17 protein-coding genes and 1 riboswitch are annotated in these 21,181 nt (G+C 75.0%); of the genes, 12 read left to right on the top strand and 5 right to left on the bottom strand.

All coding sequences use genetic code 11. From position 1 onward, the window contains the following. Position 1: 1 nt before the first annotated feature. Complete coding sequence (locus KSK32_RS28780; protein ID WP_216934411.1) at positions 2-1,345, top strand: PLP-dependent aminotransferase family protein; 1,344 nt, start codon at positions 2-4, stop codon at positions 1,343-1,345. A 27-nt stretch (positions 1,346-1,372) separates the two neighbouring features. After that, positions 1,373-1,624 (top strand): hypothetical protein, encoded by a 252-nt coding sequence (locus tag KSK32_RS28775; protein ID WP_216934409.1) that lies wholly within the window; start codon positions 1,373-1,375, stop codon positions 1,622-1,624. 58 nt (positions 1,625-1,682) lie between these two features. Here the strand turns inward: KSK32_RS28775 and KSK32_RS28770 are convergent, their stop codons facing one another. Beyond that, positions 1,683-3,119, bottom strand: a complete 1,437-nt coding sequence (locus tag KSK32_RS28770; RefSeq protein ID WP_216934407.1) for a glycine hydroxymethyltransferase — start codon at positions 3,117-3,119, stop codon at positions 1,683-1,685. A gap of 18 nt (positions 3,120-3,137) precedes the next feature. Beyond that, positions 3,138-3,227: riboswitch (ZMP/ZTP riboswitch) on the bottom strand. 105 nt (positions 3,228-3,332) lie between these two features. Here KSK32_RS28770 and KSK32_RS28765 point away from each other — a divergent pair. After that, positions 3,333-4,139: an SDR family oxidoreductase gene (locus tag KSK32_RS28765; protein WP_216934405.1), complete on the top strand. Its 807-nt coding sequence runs from the start codon at positions 3,333-3,335 to the stop codon at positions 4,137-4,139. 63 nt (positions 4,140-4,202) lie between these two features. Here KSK32_RS28765 and KSK32_RS28760 read toward each other — a convergent pair whose 3' ends face one another. The 3 genes from KSK32_RS28760 to KSK32_RS28750 all read right to left on the bottom strand — a co-directional run bounded on the left by KSK32_RS28760 (position 4,203) and on the right by KSK32_RS28750 (position 6,400). Further along, positions 4,203-4,703: a hemerythrin domain-containing protein gene (locus KSK32_RS28760; protein WP_216934403.1), complete on the bottom strand. Its 501-nt coding sequence runs from the start codon at positions 4,701-4,703 to the stop codon at positions 4,203-4,205. Between the two features lie 118 nt (positions 4,704-4,821). Further along, complete coding sequence (locus KSK32_RS28755) at positions 4,822-5,685, bottom strand: NAD(P)H-hydrate dehydratase (protein ID WP_216934401.1); 864 nt, start codon at positions 5,683-5,685, stop codon at positions 4,822-4,824. Then, positions 5,669-6,400 (bottom strand): histidine phosphatase family protein, encoded by a 732-nt coding sequence (locus tag KSK32_RS28750; RefSeq protein WP_216934399.1) that lies wholly within the window; start codon positions 6,398-6,400, stop codon positions 5,669-5,671. Before KSK32_RS28750 ends, KSK32_RS28755 begins: the two co-directional genes overlap by 17 nt. 128 nt (positions 6,401-6,528) lie before the next feature. Between KSK32_RS28750 and KSK32_RS28745 the strand changes: the two genes are divergently transcribed. The 7 genes from KSK32_RS28745 (at position 6,529) to KSK32_RS28715 (ending at position 18,303) form a co-directional block, all read left to right on the top strand. Then, on the top strand, positions 6,529-6,858 hold the full coding sequence (locus KSK32_RS28745; protein ID WP_216934398.1) for a hypothetical protein: 330 nt from the start codon (positions 6,529-6,531) through the stop codon (positions 6,856-6,858). A gap of 63 nt (positions 6,859-6,921) precedes the next feature. Then, positions 6,922-10,635 (top strand): DUF4132 domain-containing protein, encoded by a 3,714-nt coding sequence (locus KSK32_RS28740; protein ID WP_216934395.1) that lies wholly within the window; start codon positions 6,922-6,924, stop codon positions 10,633-10,635. Beyond that, positions 10,632-11,735 carry an AAA family ATPase gene (locus tag KSK32_RS28735; protein WP_216934393.1) on the top strand — a complete coding sequence of 368 codons (1,104 nt, stop codon included), beginning with the start codon at positions 10,632-10,634 and terminating at the stop codon, positions 11,733-11,735. The genes KSK32_RS28740 and KSK32_RS28735 overlap by 4 nt, the downstream gene beginning before the upstream one ends. Then, a complete protein-coding gene (locus KSK32_RS28730) occupies positions 11,732-14,056 on the top strand; it encodes a DUF5682 family protein (protein WP_216934391.1) in 2,325 nt (774 codons plus the stop codon). The genes KSK32_RS28735 and KSK32_RS28730 overlap by 4 nt, the downstream gene beginning before the upstream one ends. Then, the gene (locus KSK32_RS28725; protein WP_216934389.1) at positions 14,053-15,165 is read left to right on the top strand and encodes a VWA domain-containing protein; all 1,113 of its coding nucleotides are present in this window, start codon (positions 14,053-14,055) and stop codon (positions 15,163-15,165) included. Before KSK32_RS28730 ends, KSK32_RS28725 begins: the two co-directional genes overlap by 4 nt. Before the next feature lie 8 nt (positions 15,166-15,173). Next, a complete protein-coding gene (locus KSK32_RS28720) occupies positions 15,174-17,288 on the top strand; it encodes a hypothetical protein (protein ID WP_216934388.1) in 2,115 nt (704 codons plus the stop codon). Between the two features lie 34 nt (positions 17,289-17,322). Beyond that, on the top strand, positions 17,323-18,303 hold the full coding sequence (locus tag KSK32_RS28715) for a DNA polymerase domain-containing protein (RefSeq protein WP_216934386.1): 981 nt from the start codon (positions 17,323-17,325) through the stop codon (positions 18,301-18,303). A 4-nt stretch (positions 18,304-18,307) separates the two neighbouring features. Here the strand turns inward: KSK32_RS28715 and KSK32_RS28710 are convergent, their stop codons facing one another. Then, positions 18,308-18,814 carry an Lrp/AsnC family transcriptional regulator gene (locus tag KSK32_RS28710; protein ID WP_013286599.1) on the bottom strand — a complete coding sequence of 169 codons (507 nt, stop codon included), beginning with the start codon at positions 18,812-18,814 and terminating at the stop codon, positions 18,308-18,310. A gap of 72 nt (positions 18,815-18,886) precedes the next feature. Between KSK32_RS28710 and pdhA the strand changes: the two genes are divergently transcribed. Together pdhA and KSK32_RS28700 are read left to right on the top strand one after the other, a co-directional pair. Next, positions 18,887-20,086 carry a pyruvate dehydrogenase (acetyl-transferring) E1 component subunit alpha gene (gene pdhA / locus KSK32_RS28705; protein WP_216936413.1) on the top strand — a complete coding sequence of 400 codons (1,200 nt, stop codon included), beginning with the start codon at positions 18,887-18,889 and terminating at the stop codon, positions 20,084-20,086. Further along, positions 20,086-21,090, top strand: coding sequence for an alpha-ketoacid dehydrogenase subunit beta (locus KSK32_RS28700; protein WP_216934385.1), 1,005 nt, complete (start codon positions 20,086-20,088; stop codon positions 21,088-21,090). Before pdhA ends, KSK32_RS28700 begins: the two co-directional genes overlap by 1 nt. Positions 21,091-21,181: the final 91 nt, after the last annotated feature.

Raw genomic sequence — 21,181 nt, 5'->3', positions numbered from 1 at the left:
CGTGGAACCCGTCGACCTGGCCGTCACGGCGCTGCACGGCAGCGTCGGCGACCCGGCGCTGAACTCGATGAACTTCCTCAACGAGGTGGCGCAGCACTACCCGGACGCGGTGTCGCTGGCGGCCGGCCGGCCGTACGAGGAGTTCTTCGACTCCGCGCTGCTGCACACGTACCTGGACCGCTTCCGCCGCCACCTCGCCGAGGACGCCGGGCTGGACCGGGCCGGCGTGGACCGCACGCTGTTGCAGTACGGGCGCACCAAGGGCATCGTGCACCACCTGATCGCCCGGCATCTCGCCGTGGACGAGGGGCTCGCCGCCGACCCGGAGTCGATAGTGGTGACCGTCGGCTGCCAGGAGGCCATGTTCCTGGTGCTGCGCGCGCTGCGGGCCGGCCCGGCCGACGTGCTGTTAGCTGTCGCGCCCACGTACGTCGGACTCACCGGCGCGGCCCGCCTGGTCGACCTGCCGGTGCGCCCGGTGGCCGGTGGACCGGATGGCGTCGACCTGACCGACCTGCGCGCCGCTGTGCGCCGCGCCCGTGCCGAAGGGCTGCGGCCCCGGGGCTGCTACGTGATGCCCGACTTCGCCAACCCGTCCGGCGTCAGCATGGACACCACGCAGCGGCGGCGGCTGCTCGACCTGGCCGCCGAGGAGGATCTCCTGCTGATCGAGGACAACCCGTACGGCCTGTTCCCGGCCGACGGCACCGCGCGGCGGCCCACCCTCAAGGCGCTGGACACCGCCCGCCGGGTGGTCTACCTCGGCTCGTTCGCCAAGACCGTGCTGCCCGGCGCCCGGGTCGGCTACGTGGTCGCCGACCAGCGGGTGGGGGAGGCGGACGGCGAGGTGGTCCCGCTCGCCGACCACCTCGCGAAGATCAAGAGCATGGTCACCGTGAACACGTCGCCGATCAGCCAGGCGGTGATCGGCGGCGCGCTGCTGGCGCACGACTGCTCGCTGGTGGCCGCGAACGTCAGGGAGCGGGCCGCGTACGCCCGCAACCTGCGCTACCTGGTCGACGGCCTGGCCCGGCGTTTCCCGGCCGGCGGCCCGGTCTCCTGGACCGTGCCGGCGGGGGGTTTCTTCGTCGTGGTGAGCGTGCCGTTCGCGGTCGACGACGCGCTGCTGCACCGCTCGGCGCGTGAGTACGGCGTGCTCTGGACCCCGATGGCGCACTTCTACGACGCGGGCACACCGGTCGACGCGCTACGGCTGTCGGTGAGCGCCGTCACACCGGAGTCGATCGATGTGGGCCTGGACCGGCTCGCCGCGCTGGTCACCGACACCATGGCCGCGAGTGTGACGCCGGAGTGTCAGGGTTCCGGCACCGTGCGTGTTTCCTGACTCCGGTCGTCTGTTGATAATGGACGAATGGTTGCCTGGGAGTACGCGTTGCTCGTTCGTCGGTATCAGGGTCAGGGTCGCAATTTCCACGTCTCGTTCGTGTGGTACGGCCCGGACGGGTCACGCACCGACGTGACCGCGTACGGCGACACCGCGATCGCGCACCTCAACCGGGTCGGCCGGGAGGGCTGGGAACTGGTCTCCGCCGCCGAGGACGTGAACAACGTGCAGGGCAGCACCGAGGTCCACCGCTACCACCTGAAGCGCCCGCTGAGCTGACCCCCTTCGCAACGGCGCCCCGGGAGATCGTTCTCCCGGGGCGCCGCCGTCACGACTGTCAGCCCAGGTCCACGGCGGGGTAGAGCGGGAACGGCGTGAGCAGGTCGGCGGCCTGCTTGCCGACGGACTCGGCGATGGCCGGGTCCAGCACGTACTTCGCCTTCGACGCGGCGCCGTCCGGGCCGGTGCCGGGCGTGGTCTGGCCGAGCACGGTGTGAATCAGCTCGGCGGTGGCGTCCATCTCGGTGGCGCCGAGCCCACGCGTGGTCAGCGCCGGGGTGCCGATGCGGATGCCGGAGGTGTACCAGGCGCCGTTCGGGTCCTGCGGCACCGAGTTGCGGTTGGTGACGATGCCCGAGTCCAGCAGCGCCTGCTCGGCCTGCCGGCCGGTCAGGCCGTACCCGGACACGTCGATGAGCACCAGGTGGTTGTCGGTGCCGCCGGTGACCAGCGTCGCGCCCCGGCGCAGCAGCCCGTCGGCCAGCGCCTGCGCGTTGTCCACGATCCGCTGGGCGTAGTCGGCGAAGTCGGGTCGGCGCGCCTCGGCCAGCGCGACGGCCTTGGCGGCCATCACGTGCGGCAGCGGCCCGCCGAGCACCATCGGGCAGCCCCGGTCCACCTGGTCGGCCAGCTCCGGCCCGCAGAGCACCATGCCGCCGCGCGGGCCGCGCAGCGACTTGTGCGTGGTGGTGGTGACGATGTGGGCGTGCGGCACCGGGTCGAAGTCGCCGGTGAAGACCTTGCCGGCGACCAGCCCGGCGAAGTGGGCCATGTCGACCATGAAGGTGGCGCCGACCGAGTCGGCGATCTCCCGCATGATCCGGAAGTTGACCTTCCGCGGGTACGCGGAGTAACCGGCGACCAGGATCAGCGGCTTGAACTCGCGGGCCGCCTCGGCCACCCGGTCGTAGTCGATCAGGCCGGTGGCCGGGTCGGTGCCGTAGCTGCGCTGGTCGAACATCTTGCCGGAGATGTTCGGCCGGAAGCCGTGGGTGAGGTGCCCGCCGGCGTCCAGCGACATGCCGAGCATCCGCTGGTTGCCCAGCTCGCGGCGCAGCGCGAACCAGTCGGCCTCGGTGAGGTCGTTTACCTGCCGCGCCTGCGCCTTGCGCAGCGCGGGGGACTCGACCCGGTCGGCCAGGACCGCCCAGAACGCGACCAGGTTGGCGTCGATGCCCGAGTGCGGCTGCACGTAGGCGTGGGACGCGCCGAACAGTTCCCGGGCGTGCTCGGCGGCGAGCGCCTCGACGGTGTCGACGTTCTGGCAGCCGGCGTAGAACCGGCGCCCGACCGTGCCCTCGGCGTACTTGTCGCTGAACCAGTTGCCCATCGCCAGCAGCGTCGCGGGGGAGGCGTAGTTCTCGCTGGCGATGAGCTTGAGCGACTCGCGCTGGTCGGCCAGTTCCGCGGCGATGGCGTCGGCCACGCGCGGCTCGACGCCGCGGACGACCTCCAACGCGCTGCGGAAGGCGGTGGACTCGGCGTTGCGCGACATGCGACCTCCAGGTGACGTGCGGAAGGCCCAGGCGCTCGGCATGCGTCCTCATGACGAGGCCGCTCCCCGATGGTGCTCCATCTCCACGCGCCAGTCACGGCCCGTGCCGATCCTACCGGCCCGGCCGGGACCTGCGGGGTTGGGCCGCCCGTCCCGGGGCACACCGTGGGGGAGGCCGGCCCCGACCCGGCCCGGGGGAGAGGAGGCACGACCATGACCACACCGAGCACCGGACGGCCGCTCGCCGTGGTGACCGGCGCGTCCAGCGGCATCGGGTACGAACTCGCGGTCCAGTTCGTCGAGCACGGGTACGACGTGGTGGCCGCCGCCGAGGACGCCGGGATCGAGCACGCGGCCGGCGACCTGCGGCGCGACGGCGGCCCGGAGGTGTACCCGGTCCAGGTGGACCTGGCCACGCCCGAGGGCGTACGGCGGCTGGCCGGTGAGGTGACCGGCCTGGGCCGCCCGGTCGACGCGCTGGCGCTCAACGCCGGCCGGGGCGCGGGCGGGGACTTCGTCGGCGGCACCGATCTGGCCGACGAGCTCACAGTGATCGACCTGAACGTCCGCTCGACCGTGCACCTGGCCAAGCTGCTGCTGCCGGACATGGTCCGCCGGGGCGCCGGGCGGGTGCTGTTCACCTCGTCGATCGCCGCCACCATGCCGGGTGCGTACCAGGCGGTCTACAACGCCTCGAAGTCGTTCGTGCAGTCCTTCGCCGAGGGGGCGCGCAACGAGCTGAAGGACAGCGGCGTCACGGTGACCTCGCTGATGCCCGGCCCGACCGACACCGAGTTCTTCGACCGGGCCGGCATGGAGGACACCCGGGTCGGCCAGGGGCCCAAGGACGACCCCCGCAAGGTCGCCGAGGACGCGTTCGAGGCGCTGATGAAGGGGGAGCACAAGGTCGCCGCCGGCTCGCTGATCAACAAGATCCAGGTGGCCGCCGGCAAGATCGTCCCGGACCGGCTGAAGGCCGAGCAGCACCGGAAGATGGCCGAGCCCGGCTCGGGTGACTGAGCACCGACGCGAGCGGGACCGCCCTTCTTCCGGGGCGGTCCCGCTCGCGTCGGGGTGCCGGTGTCAGGCGACCACGGCGTCCAGCGACTTCTTCAGCGCCTTCGGGGCGGTCGGCGTCTTCGGAGCCTTCGGCCGCAGGTCGAGCATCCGCTGGCCGATCTCCTGGAGCTGGTTACGGCCGAGCGCCTCGCGGACCTTCGGGAACCACTCCTGCTCCTCCTCCTCGATGTGGTGCGACACGTTCTCGATCAGCACCGTCGTCTTGGCGTTGAAGCGCTCGTCGCCGGCGTCCATGGTGAACAGCTCGAAGCAGAGCACGTCCGCGACGTGGTGCTCCTCGTACGACTCCAGGACGTCGTCCTCGACGTCGGGCACCAGCTTGCGGACCTCCGGGTACATCACCTCGTTCTCCAGGTAGGTGTGCACCGTGAGGGCTTCGAGGATCTGCGTGACGATCTTCCCGCGCTTGCTCGCCGGCCCCTCCTCGGCCTCCTGGAAGGCCTTGAACAGGCGGCGGATCTCCTTGTGGTCCTCCTTGAGCAGGACGATCGCGTCGGTGGACACCGTTACCTCCTAAGTCGGCTGACGGTGCCCCCCTACCCGGCGCCCCACCAGGACAAACAGACCGTGCCGGGCGAACGGTCACGGCCGGCACCGCGGCGGGCGCCTCGCGACGGAGTCGTCAGACCGTGGCGATCGTGTAGGGGATCTCGTCCAGCAGCTCCCGGGCCAGGAAGCCGATCCGCCCGTACCGGGGGACCAGCCGTTGCCCGCTCACCGCGTGCGCGAACGCCGCCCAGCAGGCCGCCTGCGCCGGGTCCGCGCCCCGGGACAGCAGGCCCGCGAGCAGTCCGGCCCGCACGTCGCCGCTGCCCGAGGTGCCCAGCCCGGCGTCCCCGCTCTCCTCCCGCCAGGCCCGGCCGTCCGGCGTCGCGATGTGCCCGTACAGCGACACGACGGCGTCGTACCGGCCGGCGAGTGTCACCGCCTCGGCGTCCAGGTCGTCGCCCGGCTCGCGGCCCAGCAGGTGGTGGGCCTCGGTCAGGTTGGGGGTCAGCACCACCTTGCGGCCGGACCCGGCCAGCAGGTCCGGCGCGTGGCTGAGCGCGCCGAGCGCGTACGCGTCGAGCACCAGCGCGGTCTCCCGGCCGGCCGCGTCCAGGACCAGGCGCAGCAGCTCCCCGGTGGCGTCGATGTCCCTCAGCCCCGGGCCGACGGCCACCACGTCCGCCTCGGCGACCAGGCCGCCGAGCAGGTCGCCCGGGTCGCCGCGGACCGCGCCGTCGCCGGTCTCCGGCAGGCCGATCACGAGCGCCTCGGGCACCTGGATGCTCAGCGACGCGGCTGTCGACTCGGCCGCGGCGAGCTGGAGCACGCCGGCCCCGGCCCGCAGCGCGGCCACCCCGGCGAGCAGCACCGCGCCCGGCGTGAACCGGGAGCCGCCGACCACCAGCACGGTGCCCCGCGCCTCCTTGCCGCCGGTGGGCACCGGCAGCGCCCAGTCCCGCAGCAGCGCGGGCGTGATCACGTCAGACCGGCTCGGCATGGACCTCGTCCTCCCTGGTGGGCTTCGCCCCCTGCTGGTGCAGGTGGGCGACGTCGTTGAACACGTCCGGCACGAGCCGGCCGTCGTCGTCGGCGTGCCAGCCGGTGACCGAGCAGTTGGCGATCACGTGCTCGCGGGTCAGCGCCATCAGCTCCGCCTCGGTGAGCCCTTCCACCAGGTAGCGCAGCAGGAACACGAGCGCGTCGTGGCCGAACAGCAACACCCGGCCCCCGTCGTGGTCACGGCGCAGGTCGCCCAGCAGGGCCCGCAGCCGCAGCGCCACGTCGGTCCAGGACTCGCCGCCGGGCGGCCGGTAGTAGAACTTGCCGAGCCGGGCACGCCGCTGCGCCTCCTCCGGGAAGCGCCGGGTCACGCCGTGGCCGGTGAGCCCGTCGAGGATGCCCAGCTCCCGGTCGCGCAGCCGCTCGTCGACGCTCGCCGGGATCCCGGTGCCGTCGAGCGCCAGCTCGGCGGTCCGGACCGCCCGCAGGTACGGCGACACCACCGCCACGTCCGGCCGCTGCGCGTCCGGCAGCCCGGCCAGCCAGCGCCCGGTCGCCCGCGCCTGCTCCTCGCCGGTCGCCGACAGCGGCACGTCCGCGTCCCGATGGGTGAGGTCGATCAGCTCGGCGCCGGACGTCTCGGCCGCCGTGGCCGCGACGTTCGCCGTGCTCTCCCCGTGCCGGACGATCCAGAGCGATGCCATCTCCGCCATGCGGCTCCCGGTACCCGGGCACGGCGGGGGATAACCGCGCCGGTCGGGCGGCGCGCGGGGCAGCGCGGACTGGCATCGACACGGCACAATGTCCCACGTCTCGGGACGGTCGGAGGTAGGGGGCGCACATGGCGACGGTGATGCGGGGCCTGCGGGAGGCACTGGTGCTCTTCGTGATCGCCGCGGCGGCGATCGCGGCGGCGGTCGGCATCTGGGTGGCGGTCGGTGGCGGCGGCTTCACGCACCGGCTGGGTGTGGCGTTCATGATCGTCGGCGCCGTGATCGGGATGACCGGTGACCTGACGCTGAGCCGCATCGGCATGCTGCCGGCCCGCTCCGCGTTCGGCCTGGCGCCCGAGCGGGCGGACGGCGGCGGCGGGCGCGTGCTCACCGGCGTCGGCATCTTCCTGTTCGTCTCGGTGCCGCTGATCGTCGTCGGAGCGCTTCTGATCACCTGATCTCCGCGCTGTCGGTGGGGCCGGTTATGGTCCCCGCACACTGCGGGCGATCAAGGAGACGGTGTGCGCAGATTCGAGTTCGTGGGCGGCGGTTCGGCCAAGTTCTGGGAGGTCGGGCAGCACGACGCGACGGTGACGGTCCGCTATGGATCCATCGGCGCGCAGGGCCGCACCCAGCTCAAGGAGCTGGGTTCGCCGGCCGAGGCCGCCGCGCACGCCGACCGGCTGATCGCGGAGAAACTGCGCAAGGGGTACGCCGAGACGACCGCCGCGTCCTCCGCCGGGCACACCGGAACGCCCGCCGTCGAGCGGGCCGCGCCGAGCCGCGACCCGGAAGCGGCCGGTGCCGATCCGGCCGGTGCCGATCCGGCCGGTGCCGATCCGGCCGGTGCCGATCCGGCCGGGGCCGGTTCGGCCGGGGCGCCGTCGGCCACGTCGCCCGCCGGCGAGCTGCCGGACGAGGACGCGTTCGAGGTTCCGGCCGGCTGGCGACGGATGCTTGCGGCGCGCCGGGGCGGCGCACCGGGCCCGTCCCTGCCGAGCGCCGCGAAGGGCCGTGCCGCCGGGCGGAAGGTGCTGGACTCGGTGGCCGCCCAGGTCGCCGCCACCGCCCGGGCCACCGACGACCCGGAGCTGGGCCCGGCGCTGCGCGGCTACCTCGACGGCGAGCCCGGCCCGCTGGGCGGTGCCGCGCTGGTGGCAGCGGTGGCCATGGCGCTCGGCTACCACGGGCGCGACCAGCAAGGGCTGTCCCTCGGCGACCTGCTGGTCGCCGATCTCGGCCCGGCCGGTGCGACGGTCGCCGCGACCGAGCAGATCACCGTGGCTGCCGCCGGGTCGATGTCCCCGCTTCCGCTGAAGCGCACCAGGGCGGACAAGTCGGAGAACTACGGCCACTGGCGCCTGCGCCAGTACGTGCTGCGCCGGGTCCGCGCGCACCTCGCGGCGGCCGGCGACGACGACTACGCCGCGGCCCGCGCCGCGCTGGTCCCGTACCGGTCCGGGCCGCTGGCGGCGCGGGCGGTCACCTCGTTCCTGGTGCCGACCGAGCGGGAGTGGGTGGCCCGGGACGTCGCCGACGTGGCGCGCGACGGGGGCCCGCTGCTCGCCGAGCTGCTGCTCGGCGCGGTCGACGAGGTGGACGCGATCCACGCCCTCGACGGGCACCTGGCGGTCTACCGGCTGATGTACGACCAGGTGCCGATCGTCACCGCCACCGCGGCGGTCGGGCCGCCCGTCGCGCCGGTGCTGGCCGGGTGGTTCGACCACGAGCACACCGGCGCGGACGGGCGGCAGCGGCTGGTGTCGCTGCTGGCGGCCCTGCCCGGCGACGAGCCGATGACGGCGCTGCTCGACCGGCTGGACCGCAAGTACGTCCCGCCCGCGGTGACGGAGATGCTGCGCCGCTTCCCGGTGCGCGGCGTGCGCCTGCTGTCCGCCGCCGCCGAGGGGCGCAGCCCGGCCGCGCGGGAGGCCGCCACCTTACTGCGTGCACACGTGCTGGCCAACCCGGCCGCTGTCGAGGCGGCGCTGCCGGCGCTGGACCCGGCACAGCGGGAACGGGTCGAGCGGATCCGCGACGACGCGTCCGCGTTGCCGGTCGCCGGGCCGGACCGGCTGCCGCCGGTGCTGGTGACGCCGCCCTGGTCGGTGCGGCGCCCACGGTCCACCCCGCCGGTGGTGGACGGGCTGGAACGGCCCGCCGGGTCCACCACGGCCTGGCTGCCGGGCGAGCGGGAGCGGTGGGCCGCGGTCGTGCCCCGCTGGTCCGGCTGGTGGCGGGGCGACGACCTGACCGTGCTGGCCGCCGAGGTCGCCGCCGGGCGGGCCGGATCGTACGAGGCGATCCACTTCTTCGTCCGGGCCACCGAGGACCTGGCCCGGCCGCTGCTGCCGTCCTGGCGGCCCGACGAGTCCTGGGGCGCCGACGAGTGGATGTCCCGCCTCGCCGGCCGGTACGAGCTGGACGCCCTGCCCGCCGCCCTGCACCTGGCCCGCACCGCGCCGAAGAGCGTCGGCGAGGTGCTGCTGCCGTACGCCGACGGCGAGGTCGCCGACCTGATGGCCGACTGGCTCGACCGGCTCGGGTCGGTCCGCCCGGTCGCCCGGTCCTGGCTGCGGCGGCACCCGGAGTACGCCGTGCGGGCGCTGCTACCCGCCGCCCTGGGCGCGCCCGGCCCGCGTCGCCGGGCCGCCGAGCGGGCGTTGCGCCTGGTCGCCGCGGAGCACCGCACCGTGCTCCTGGGCGTGGCCCGGGAGCACGGCGACGAGGCGCTCGCCGCCGCCACGGCAATGCTCGACGCGGACCCGCTGGCCCAGCTCCCGGCCCGGATGCCGAACCTGCCGGCCTGGCTGGACCCGGCGGTGCTGCCGCAGGTGCTGCTGCGGGACCGTTCCGCGGCGCTGCCCGCCGACGCGGTCCGCCACCTCTGCACGATGCTCGCCATCTCCGCGCCCGGCGAGCCGTACCCGGGGCTGGAGATCGTCCGCGCGGAGTGCGACACCGACTCCCTGGCGGAGTTCGCCTGGGCGCTGTTCGAGAGCTGGCAGAGCGCCGGCGCCCCATCCAAGGACGGCTGGGCGTTCACCGCGCTGGGGCTGCTCGGCGACGACTCGACCGCCCGGCGGCTCGCGCCGCTGGTCCGGGCCTGGCCGGGCGAGAGCCAGCACACCCGGGCGGTGACCGGCCTGGAGGTGCTGGCGCAGATCGGCACCGACGTGGCGCTGATGCACCTCTACGGCATCTCGCAGAAGGTGAAGTTCCGGGGCCTGCGGGAACAGGCGGCGCGCAAGGTCACCGAGGTCGCCGACGGGCTGGGTCTGACGCCCGAGCAGCTCGGCGACCGGCTGGTGCCCGACCTCGGTCTGGACGCCGACGGCAGCCTGGTCCTCGACTACGGGCCGCGCCGGTTCACAGTCGGCTTCGACGAGCAGCTCAAGCCGTACGTGGTGGACGGCACCGGCGCTCGCCGCAAGGACCTGCCCAAGCCCGGAGCCCGGGACGACGCCACGCTGGCGCCCGCCGCGCACAAGCGCTTCGCCGGCCTGAAGAAGGACGTGCGCACGCTCGCCGCCGACCAGATCCGCCGGTTCGAGTCGGCGATGGTGACCGGGCGGCGCTGGCCGGCCGCGGACTTCCGCCGCTATTTCCTGTCCCACCCGCTGCTCTGGCACGTCGTGCGCCGCCTGGTCTGGGCCACTGTGGACGAGGCGGGGACGGTGGGCACCGCGTTCCGGGTCGCCGAGGACCGCACGCTCGCCGACGTCGACGACGAGACGTACGCGCTGCCCGACGACGCCGTTGTCACCATCGCGCACCCGCTGAGCCTCGGCACGGCGGTGCCGGCCTGGGCGGAGGTCTTCGCCGACTACGAGATCCTCCAGCCGTTCCCGCAGCTCGGCCGCGAGGTGTACCGGCTGGACGCGACCGAGCGCGCGGAGACGCTGCTGCGGCGGCACGCGGGCGTCACGGTTCCGGCCGGGCGGCTGCTCAGCCTGGAACGGCGGGGCTGGCGGCGCGGCGACCCGCAGGACGCCGGCATCCAGAGCTGGCTGGAGCGCGAGGCCCCCGGCGGCCGGGCCGTGGTGATCGACCTCGACCCCGGCATCGCGGTCGGGATCGTCGACATGTTCCCCGACCAGAAGATCGAGGCGATCTGGGTGAACGACGTGCCTTACGGCGGCTGGTTCCAGCGTGACGGCAAGGTCCGCCTCGGCGACCTGGACGACGTCACGCTCTCCGAGGTGCTGCGCGACCTGGCGGAGGTGACCCGGTGACCGCGCTCGACCCGGGCGCCGAGCGGGCCCAGCGGCCCCCGGCCGAGGTGCGGTACGCCGACGAGCTGGCCGCGCTGGCCGCCGAGGACCGTGACCCGCGCCCGCCCGGCTGGCGGCTGAGCCTGCGCGCCGCGCGCCGGTTCATCCTCGGCGACCCGGCCGCCGGGATCCGGCGCAAGTTCGTCGGTGACCCGTCGCTGATCGACCGGGCCCTGGTGGCACTGGCGACCAGCCGCGGGCTGATGCTCGTCGGCGAGCCCGGCACCGCCAAGTCGTTGCTGTCGGAGCTGCTCGCCGCCGCGGTCAGCGGCGACTCCACGCTGACCATCCAGGGCGGCGCGGCCACCACCGAGGACCAGATCCGCTACTCGTGGAACTACGCGCTGCTGGTCGCCGACGGGCCGTCGCCGCGCGCGCTGGTGCCGGCGCCGCTGCTGCGCGGCATGGCGGATGGGCGGGTGGTCCGCTTCGAGGAGATCACCCGCTGCCCGCTGGAGGTGCAGGACTGCCTGCTGTCCCCGCTGTCGGACCGCGTGCTCGCCATCCCCGAGCTGCCGGGTGCCGACGCCATGGTGTTCGCCCGCGAGGGCTTCAACGTGATCGCCACCGCGAACACCCGGGACCGGGGCGTCAACGAGATGAGCGCCGCACTGAAACGGCGGTTCAACTTCGAGACTGTCTTCCCGATCCCCGACCTCGGCACCGAGCTGGAACTGGTCGAGGTCGAGGCGGGCGAGTTGCTGCGCCGCTCCGGGGTGACCGCGCCGCCCCGGCGCGACCTGCTGGAGGTGCTGGTCACCACGTTCCGGGAGCTGCGGACCGGGATCACCGAACGCGGCGACGCGATGGAGCGCCTGTCGGCGGTGATGAGCACCGCCGAGGCGGTGTCGGTGGCGCACGCGGTCGGGCTGCGCGGCTGGTTCCTGCGCGGCGAATCCGGCGACGCCGCCGACCTGGTCGCCTGCCTGGCCGGCACCGCCGCGAAGGACGACGCGGAGGACCTGGCCCGGCTGCGGCGCTACCTGGAACAGCAGGTGTCCCGCCGCTCCGGCGCGCAGTGGCGGGCGGTGCACGACGCCCGGCACCTGCTGCCCGGGTGAGCGGCGTCGAGGCGCCCGGCGGCGTCACGTTCCTCGGCGTCCGGCACCACAGCCCGGCCTGCGCCCGGCTGGTGGCGGCCACCGTGGCCCGGCTGCGCCCGGCGTACGTGCTGGTGGAAGGGCCGGCGGACCTGAACGGGCGGATGGACGAGCTGCTGCGAGACCACGAGCTGCCGATCGCCGTGTTCACCGCGTACCGCGACGGCACCCGGCGGCACGCCTCCTGGAGCCCGTTCTGCGCGTACTCGCCCGAGTGGGTGGCGCTGACCGCCGGGCGAAAGGCGGGCGCGCAGCTGCGCTTCATCGACCTGCCCGCGTGGCATCCCGCGCTGTCCGACCGCGCCAACCGGTACGCCGACGCCGACCAGCGGTACGCCGAGGCGGTCCGCCGGCTCTGCGCGACGCTCGCGGTGGACAACGTGGACGCGCTCTGGGACCACCTGTTCGAGATCGGCCCGGACGACGGGCTGGCCGAGCGGCTCGACACGTACTTCGACGTGCTGCGCGGCGAGTCGGCGGCCGGGGCTGACGACACCGCCCGGGAGGCGTACATGGCCCGCTGGGTACGGGTGGCCCGGCGCCGGGCCGCGGGCCGTCCGGTGCTGGTGGTGACCGGCGGCTTCCACCGTCCCGCCCTGGCCCGGCTGACCGCCGGTCCGAACGGCGACGGCCCGGACGGCACCGGCCCGGAGGAGGAGGACTGGCCGGAGGTGCCCGCCCCGGCGCCCGACGCGGTGGCGGGCAGCTACCTCGTGCCGTACTCGTTCCGGCGCCTCGACGCGTTCGTCGGCTACCAGTCCGGCATGCCCTCCCCGGCGTACTACCAGCGGGTCTGGGAGGACGGCCCGCGCCGGGCCGCGGAGGCGCTGACCGAGGCGGTGGCGGGCCGCCTGCGTGCCCGGCGGCAGCCCGTGTCCACCGCCGACCTGATCGCCGCCCGGAGCATGGCCGCCGGCCTGGCCCGGCTGCGCGGCCATGCTCACCCGGGCCGGGTCGACGTGCTCGACGGGCTGGTCTCCGCGCTGGTCACCGACGCGCTCGACCAGCCGCTGCCGTGGGCGACGCGGGGCACGTTGGCACCCGGCGCCCACCCGGTGGTGGTGGAGATGGTGGCCGCGCTCAGCGGCGACCGGGTGGGCCGGCTGCACCCGGACACGCCGCTGCCGCCGCTCGTGCATGACGTCGACGCCGAGCTGGCACGGCACCGGATCGATTCGCGCGACGCGGTCGAGCTGGACCTGACCGATGCCGGCGACCTGGGCCGAAGCCGCCTGCTGCACCGGCTGCGGCTGCTCGACGTGCCCGGTCACACCCGGGAGAGCGGCCCGCGGGTGGGCGCGGACGCGCTGCTCACCGAACGCTGGTCGCCCGCGCCGTCGGCGGACCGGCTCGCCCGGGTGATCGAGGCCGGCGGGTACGGCCCGACCGTCCTGGACGCGGTCACCGCCCGGATCGAGGAGCGGGTGACGCTGCTCGGCGCGGACGTGGACGGGCTTGCCACGACGTTGTTCGACACCGCGCTGGCCGGGCTGCCCGAGCACTCCGCCCGCACGCTCACCGCGATCGCCCGCGCCGCAGGCGGGGTCACCGACCTGCGGGCGCTGGGCCGGGCGCTCGCAGTGGCGCTGGCCCTGTGGCGGCACGACCGGCTGCTCGGCAGCGCCGGAACCGCACCGCTGGGCGCGCTGATCACCGCCGCCGTACGCCGGGCGCTCTGGCTCGTCGAGGGCGTGCGCGCCACAGCCGCACCGGCCGACCCGGGCCGGCTCACCGCGGTCGTCGCGGTCCGGGACGCGGTCCGCCACGCCGGCCCGGCGCTGGGGCTCGACCGGGACGGCACGCTGGCCGTGGCCGGGCGGGTGGCGGCCGACCCGGCAGCCCCGCCGGACCTGCGCGGCGCGGCGCTGGGTCTGGCCTGGTCGCTGGGGGACGTGCCGGACGCCGCCCGCGCGGTCCGGGCCGTGGCCGCGCCGGACACGCTCGGCGACTGGCTGGGCGGGCTGTTCGCGCTGGCCCGGGAGGAGGTGGTCAGCGGCGACGCGGCGCTGCTCACAGTCGTGGACGAACTGCTCGCCTCGATGGGCGCGCACGACTTCCTGGTGGCGTTGCCGGCGCTGCGCCAGGCGTTCGGCTGGTTCCCGCCCCGCGAGCGGGCCGAGGTGGCCCGGCACGTGCAGGCGCTGCACGGCGGCGACACGCCGCCCGGTGACCTGTTGCGGCTGGACGCCGACCCGCTGCTGGTGGCCGCCGCCCGCGCGGTGGAGGAACGGGTCGACGCGGTGCTGGCCCGGGAAGGGCTGTGGGAGGGGGACGGGACGTGAGCGACCCGATGCGGGAACGCTGGCGGCTGGTGCTCGGCGACGCCGCGCAGGACAGCCTGGGCGGCCTGTCGGCCGAGGCGGCCGGGCGGGACGCGGCGCTGGACTGGCTCTACGGCCGCGACGCCGAACTCGGCCGCCGCGACGTGCGGCGTGGCGGGTCCGGCCCGTCCGCCCTGACCACTGTGGACTGGCTGGACGGGATCACCCGGCTGTTCCCGAAGGAGACGGTGCAGCGGCTGGAACGCGACGCGGTCGAGCGGTACGGCATCCACGAGGTCGTCACCGACCCGGCGGTGCTGGCCCGGGTCGAGCCGAACCCGGCGCTGCTGCGCGCGGTGCTGCGCACCAAGCACCTGATGGACCCGCAGGTGCTCGGGCTGGCCCGCAAGCTGGTCGAGGCGGTGGTGCGGCAACTGGTCGAACGGCTGGCCGCCGACGTCCGGCAGTCGTTCTCCGGGCCCCGGGCCCGCCGCCCCAGCCGGTTCCGGCAGGCCCGCAACTTCGACGTCCGGCGCACCATCCGGGCCAACCTGGCGCACTGGCGGCCGGACGAGCGCCGGCTGCACGTACGGCAGCCGCACTTCTTCTCCCGCACCCGCCGTCACCTCGACCGCTGGCAGGTGATCCTGCTGGTGGACCAGTCCGGTTCGATGCTCGGCTCGGTCATCCACGCCGCGGTGACCGCCGCCTGCCTGTGGGGGCTGCCGGGCGTACGGACCCACCTGATCGCCTTCGACACCGAGGTGGTCGACCTGACCTCCGACGTGGACGACCCGGTGGAGCTGCTGATGAAGGTGCAACTCGGCGGCGGCACCGACATCGCCCGTGCGGTGACGTACGGCGCGCAGCTCGTGGAGAACCCGCGCCGGGCGATCGTCGCGCTGGTGTCCGACTTCTACGAGGGCGGGGACGCCGGTCGTCTGGTCCGGACCGTGAAGCACCTCGTGGAGCAGGGCACGCACGTGCTGGCCCTCGCGGCGCTGGACGAGGAGGCCGACCCGGCGTACGACCGGGCCACCGCCCAGCGGCTGGCCGACGTGGGCGCGGCAGTGGGGGCGATGACCCCGGGCGAGCTGGCCGCGTTCGTGGCCGAGCACGTGGGCCGGTAGGGGGACGGATGACACGTGACGACCTGATCGCGCTGACCCCGGACGTGCTCGCCGCGCTGAGCAACAGGGGCCTGGTGAAGCGCGCCACGAAGGAGGTCGACGCCGGTGAGCGCCCCACGCTCACCGTGGACGCCGACGGCACGATGCGGGCCGCGTACCCGGACGAGGTGACCGTCACGCTGCCCGTGGGTGGCGGCCTGACGGCGGGGATCTGCTCCTGCCCCGCGCCCGGCGTGTGCCGGCACCTGCTCGCCGCCGTGCTGACCTACCTGCGCGCGCACGCCGACGCCGCGGGCCGCGGGGCCACGCCCGACCGGGACGCCGGGCCGGGCCGCGACGCGGTATCGAACCGGAAGGCCGCGCCGGACGGGAAGGTGGGGCCGGGCGGGAAGGCGGGGCCGGACCGGCGCGCCGATCCGGACGGGCACGCCGCGCCGGGCCGGGACGGCGCCGCGGCCGGTGAGGAACCGTGGCGGTGGTCGCCGGGCGACGTCACCGACGAGGAACTGGCCGCCGCGATCGGCGCGCCCGCGCTCACCGCCGCGCGACGACGGCTGAGGCGCGGCTACACCGCTGTGGTCCACCGGCCGGACGCCGCCGATCCGGTGCCGCGCGTGGAGCTGCCCACCGGCACGGTCCGGTTCCTGGTGCCCCGCCAGATCGGGTACGCGCGCGGCGACGCGGCCGACGACGGCGGCGAGGCGGTCGCGCTCGCGGTGTGGGCGTGCCGGACGGCCGACCGGGAGCACCCGGACCGCCCCGAGGCGCAGGTACGCGTCGGTGGAGCCGCCACCGTGACGGACCGTCCGGCGCTGGACGCGGCGGTGGCGCTGGCCGCCGACGTGCTGCTGGCCGGGGCCCCGCACCTGGGCTCCGGCGTGGACGCCCGGCTCGCGGCGGCCCGGCGCGACCTCGACGCGGCCGGTCTGCGCTGGCCGCTGCTGGCGGTGGACGACCTGGCCGGGCAGCTGGAGGCGTACGCCGCGCGCGGCGCCCGGTACCGGCCGGAGACGTTCGCCGACCTGCTCGCCGAGCTGCCCGCGCGGCGGCGCGCGGTGGTCAACGCCGGCGCCACCCCGGCGGAGCGGGTGCTGGGCGCCCAGGAGCCGGCGGAGACGCCGCTGCGGCGGGTGCGGCTGACCGGCCTCGGCGCACGCGTCCGCGAGAGCGGCGGCGAGGTGGGCGTGGACGTGGTGCTCGCCCACCCGGCGGCCGTCTCGGTCCTGGTGCTGCGCCGCGCCTACCCGGTCACCGACGGCGGCCCGCCCACCGGGCACGAGCTGGCCGGGCGGCGGGTCACCGGAACCACGCTCGGCGCACTGGCCACCGGCAACGTGGTCTCCGAGTCGGCGGTGCGCAGCGCGGCGCACCAGCTCCGGTTCGCCGCCGGGCGGCTCGCCCGCACCACAGTCGCGCCGGGCGCCGGAGAGTGGTCCGGGTTGCCGCCCGGCCTGCTCGTCCGTGACCCGGACGCGCTCGCCGCCGAGCTGGCGGGACGGCCACCGCGGCTGCTGCGTTCCCGCACCGCCGCCGAGTCGGTGCGGGTGCTCGCGCTCGGCGAGGTGCGCGCCGTCGGGTACGCGGCCGGCGAGCAGCGGCTGCACGCCACGGTGACCGGGGCCGACGGTGGCACGGCGACCGTCACCGCGACGCACCACGGAGCCGCCCCGGGTGCACTCGACGCGCTCGCGGCGGCGCTCGAAGGCACGCACGGGCCGCCGCGTTACATCAGCGGGACGGTACGCCGTGGCGCCGACGGACTCGTCGTCGAGCCGCTGGCGGTGGTCGCCGACGCGGTGGTCGTACCCGATCTCTCGCCCGGGGCGGGCGACGGCCGGCTGGCCGGCGCGGTCGACGCCCGGCCCGACCCGGTCGCCGCCGCGCTCGGTACGGCGTCGGCGCTGCTCGCCCAGGCCGCGCACACCGGCCTGCGGCACCTGCCGGCCGGCTTCCCGGACCGGCTGCGCGCGACCGCGGCCGGGCTCGCCGGAGTCGGTCTGGACCGCTGCGGCGCGGCGCTGTCCGGGCTGGCCGGTGCGCTCGGCGCCGACCCCGGCGAACAGGCGGTACGGGCCTGGGTGGACGCCTGGATCCGGCTGTCGGTGACGGCGGAGTCCCGGTGAGCCGGTCCCCACGGCCGGGAAGGGTCGCTACCTTATGACGGTGGCGACCACGGCGGCGCAGGAGATCCAGGTGGGGGAGCGGCTGGTCCGCGTCTCCAGCCCCGACAAGCCCTACTTCCCGGAGCTCGGGCTGACCAAGCTGGACGTGGTCCGCTACTACCTGTCCGTCGGTGACGGCATCCTGCGCGCGCTGCGGGATCGGCCGACCATGCTGGAACGCTGGCCGCGCGGTGTGTTCGAGGGCGCCAAGGTCGCCACCCGGCAGACGAACAAGGGCGACGCGTTCTACCAGAAGCGGCTCCCGGCCGGCGCGCCCGACTGGGTCCGCACCGCCCACATCACGTTCCCCAGTGGCCGTACCGCCGACGAGGTCGCCCCGAGCGAGCTTGCGGTGGTGATCTGGGCGGCCAACCTGGGCACGCTGCGGTTCCACCCGTGGCCGGTCTCGAAGGACGACGTGGAGCACCCCGACCAGCTGCGCATCGACCTCGACCCGATGCCGGGGGTGGACTTCGCGCAGGTGGTGCCGGTGGCGCACGAGGTACGCGCGTTTCTCACCGAGCTGGGCCTGGAGGGCTTCCCGAAGACCACCGGCGGACGCGGCATCCACGTCTACGTCTCGATCGAGCCGCGATGGAGCTTCGGCGAGTGCCGGCGGGCGGTGCTGGCGCTGGGCCGGGAGATGCAGCGGCGCCTGCCCGATCTGGTCACCACCACCTGGTGGCGCGACCAGCGGGACCGGCCGGTCTTCGTCGACTACAACCAGATGGCCCGCGACCACACGATGACCTCGGCGTACTCGATCCGGCCGACCCCGGCGGCGCTGGTCTCGGCGCCGCTGGACTGGTCCGAGCTGGACGACGCCCGCCCGGAGGACTTCGACGTGCTCAGCATGCCGGCGCGGTTCGCCGGGCGCGGCGACCCGCACGCCGGCCTGGACGGGCGGCGGTACTCGCTGCAACCGCTGCTGGAGCGGGCCGACGCCGAAGGGCTGGAGCCGCCGCCGGAACGCTGACCGGTCAGTCCCAGGGGCTCTGCGTGCCGTCGAACTCCTCGAACACCAGCCAGGTACGGGTGGACAGCACCCCGGCGATGCTCTGCACCCGGTCCAGCACCACGTCCCGCAGCGTCGCGTTGTCCGGCGCCCGGACCAGCGCGAGGACGTCGTGCTCGCCGCTGAGCAGCGCCGCGTGCTCGATGTAGCGCACCCGGGCCAGCTCGGCGGAGACCTCCCGCCAGGTGTTCTGCTCGATGGTCAGCGCGATGTACGCCGACGTGCCCAGCCCGGCCGGCTCCGGCGCGACCCGCGCGGTGAACCCGGTCAGCACGCCGTCGCGCAGCAGCCGCTCCACCCGGGCGTACGCGTTGGTGCGGGAGACGTGCACCCGTTCGGCGAGCGTACGGATGGACGTCCGGGCGTCGCGGACCAGTTCGCGCAGGATCCGCCGGTCGACCTCGTCCAGCGGCCCGGCCGAACGTCCCGTTCCGCCCGCCGCGCCCGGTGTGGCGCCGGTCTCCTGGCTCACCTCAGCCGCCCTTCAGTGCCATTCGTCCCGCCTTCATCCCGCATGTTGAGTCAATCATCCACTACCGGGAGCATAGGGCCACCACACGTCCAGGAGGTCCCCGCCGTGACGACCACACCCCAGGCGGTCCGCAGGGCATCCCCGCGCACCCGCCGGAAGACCACCCCGGCCGCATCCGACCCGTCGGCCGGCTTCATGCCGCAGCGGGAGCCGGTCCGGCTGCTCGAACCCGACGGGACCCCGCTGCCGGCCCGTGACGACTACCCGGAGCCGCCGGTCGAGACGCTGCGCGAGATGTACCGGCGCATGGTCGTCGGCCGCCGCTTCGACGTGCAGGCCACCGCGCTCACCAAGCAGGGCCGCCTCGCCGTCTACCCGTCCGCCCGTGGCCAGGAGGCGTGCCAGATCGGCGGCGTCCTCGCGCTGCGCGACACCGACTGGGTGTTCCCCACCTACCGCGAGTCGATGGCGCTGACCGCGCGCGGCCTCGACCCGGTCGAGGTGCTCACGCTGCTGCGCGGCGACTGGCACTGCGGGTACGACTCGGCCGCCACCCGCACCGCGCCGCAGTGCACCCCGCTCGCGACCCAGTGCGTGCACGCCGCCGGGCTGGCCTACGGCGAGTCGTACCAGGGGCGCGACACGGTGGCGCTGGCGTTCATCGGCGACGGCGCCACCAGCGAGGGCGACTTCCACGAGGGCATCAACTTCGCCGCCGTGTTCAAGGCGCCGGTCGTCTACCTGGTGCAGAACAACAAGTACGCGATCAGCGTGCCGCTGTCCCGGCAGACCGCCGCGCCGAGCCTGGCCTACAAGGGCGTCGGCTACGGCGTACCCAGCGAGCAGGTCGACGGCAACGACCCGGTGGCCGTCCTGGCTGTGCTGGAGCGCGCCGTGGCGCACGCCCGCGCCGGCAAGGGCCCCTACCTGGTCGAGGCGCACACGTACCGGATGGAACCGCACACCAACGCCGACGACCAGACCCGCTACCGCGACGCCGACGAGGTCGAGGCGTGGCGCGACCGCGACCCGATCGCCCGGCTCGACGCGTACCTGCGGGCCAGGGGCGTGCTGGACGACGCCGCCGTCGCGGCCGTCGCGGAGGAGGCCGAGGAGTACGCCGCGACGCTGCGCCGCCGGATGGACTCCCAGCCGACCGTGGACCCGCTGAGCCTGTTCGACCACGTGTACGCCGAGCCGACGCCGCAACTGGCCGAGCAGCGCGAGATGGTCCGGGCCGAGCTGGCCGCCGACGGGGAGGGGGACGCCTGATGGCCACCATGACCATGGCGAAGGCGCTCAACGCCGCGCTCGCCGACGCGATGCTCGACGACGACCGGGTGGTCGTCTTCGGTGAGGACGTCGGCCAGCTCGGCGGCGTCTTCCGGATCACCGACGGGTTGCAGGCCCGCTTCGGCGACAAGCGCTGCTTCGACACCCCCCTCGCGGAGGCCGGCATCGTCGGGTTCGCCGTCGGCCTGGCCATGTCCGGGCTGCGTCCGGTGGTCGAGATGCAGTTCGACGCGTTCGCGTACCCGGCGTTCGAGCAGATCGCCTCGCACGTGGCGAAGCTGCGCAACCGCACCCGCGGCTCGCTCAGCGTGCCGATCGTCATCCGGGTGCCGTACGCCGGTGGCATCGGCGGCGTGGAGCACCACTGCGACTCGTCCGAGGCGTACTACGCGCACACCCCCGGCCTGAAGGTGGTCACGCCGGCGACTGTGGACGACGCGTACTCGCTGCTGCGCGCCGCCGTCGACGACCCCGACCCGGTGGTGTTCCTGGAGCCCAAGAAGCTCTACTTCACCAGCGCCGAGGCCGAGCTGCCCGCCCGTACCGCGCCGATCGGCACCGCGGTGGTGCGCCGCCCGGGCACCGACGCCACGCTGATCGCGTACGGGCCGGCGGTGCCGGTCGCGCTCGCCGCCGCCGAGGCGGCCCGTGAGGAGGGCTGGGATCTGGAGGTCGTCGACGTGCGCAGCATCGTGCCGTTCGACGACGCCACCGTCACCGCCTCGGTCCGCCGTACCGGCCGGTGCGTGGTGATCCAGGAGGCGCAGGGATTCGCCGGTGTCGGCGCGGAGATCGCCGCCCGGGTCCAGGAACGCTGCTTCCACGCCCTGCACGCGCCGGTGCTGCGGGTGTCCGGGCTGGACATCCCGTACCCGGCGCCGATGCTGGAGCACACCCACCTGCCCTCGGTCGACCGGGTGCTGGACGCCGTGGCCCGGCTCCAGTGGGACGACCAGCCCGACACAAGGTGGGTGGCGGCATGACCGAGCGCACCGAGCGGAGCGAGGGCCGTGAGGGTATGCCCGGTCGGCACGGCATGACCGAGCGCACCGAGCGGAGCGAGGGCCGTGAGGG

The organism is Micromonospora sp. WMMB482 (assembly GCF_019038635.1).
In the GTDB taxonomy this organism is placed as follows: Bacteria; Actinomycetota; Actinomycetes; order Mycobacteriales; family Micromonosporaceae; genus Micromonospora; species Micromonospora marina.
Note: the sequence above shows the minus strand (reverse complement) of the source record. Positions and strands in the feature narration are given on the sequence as shown.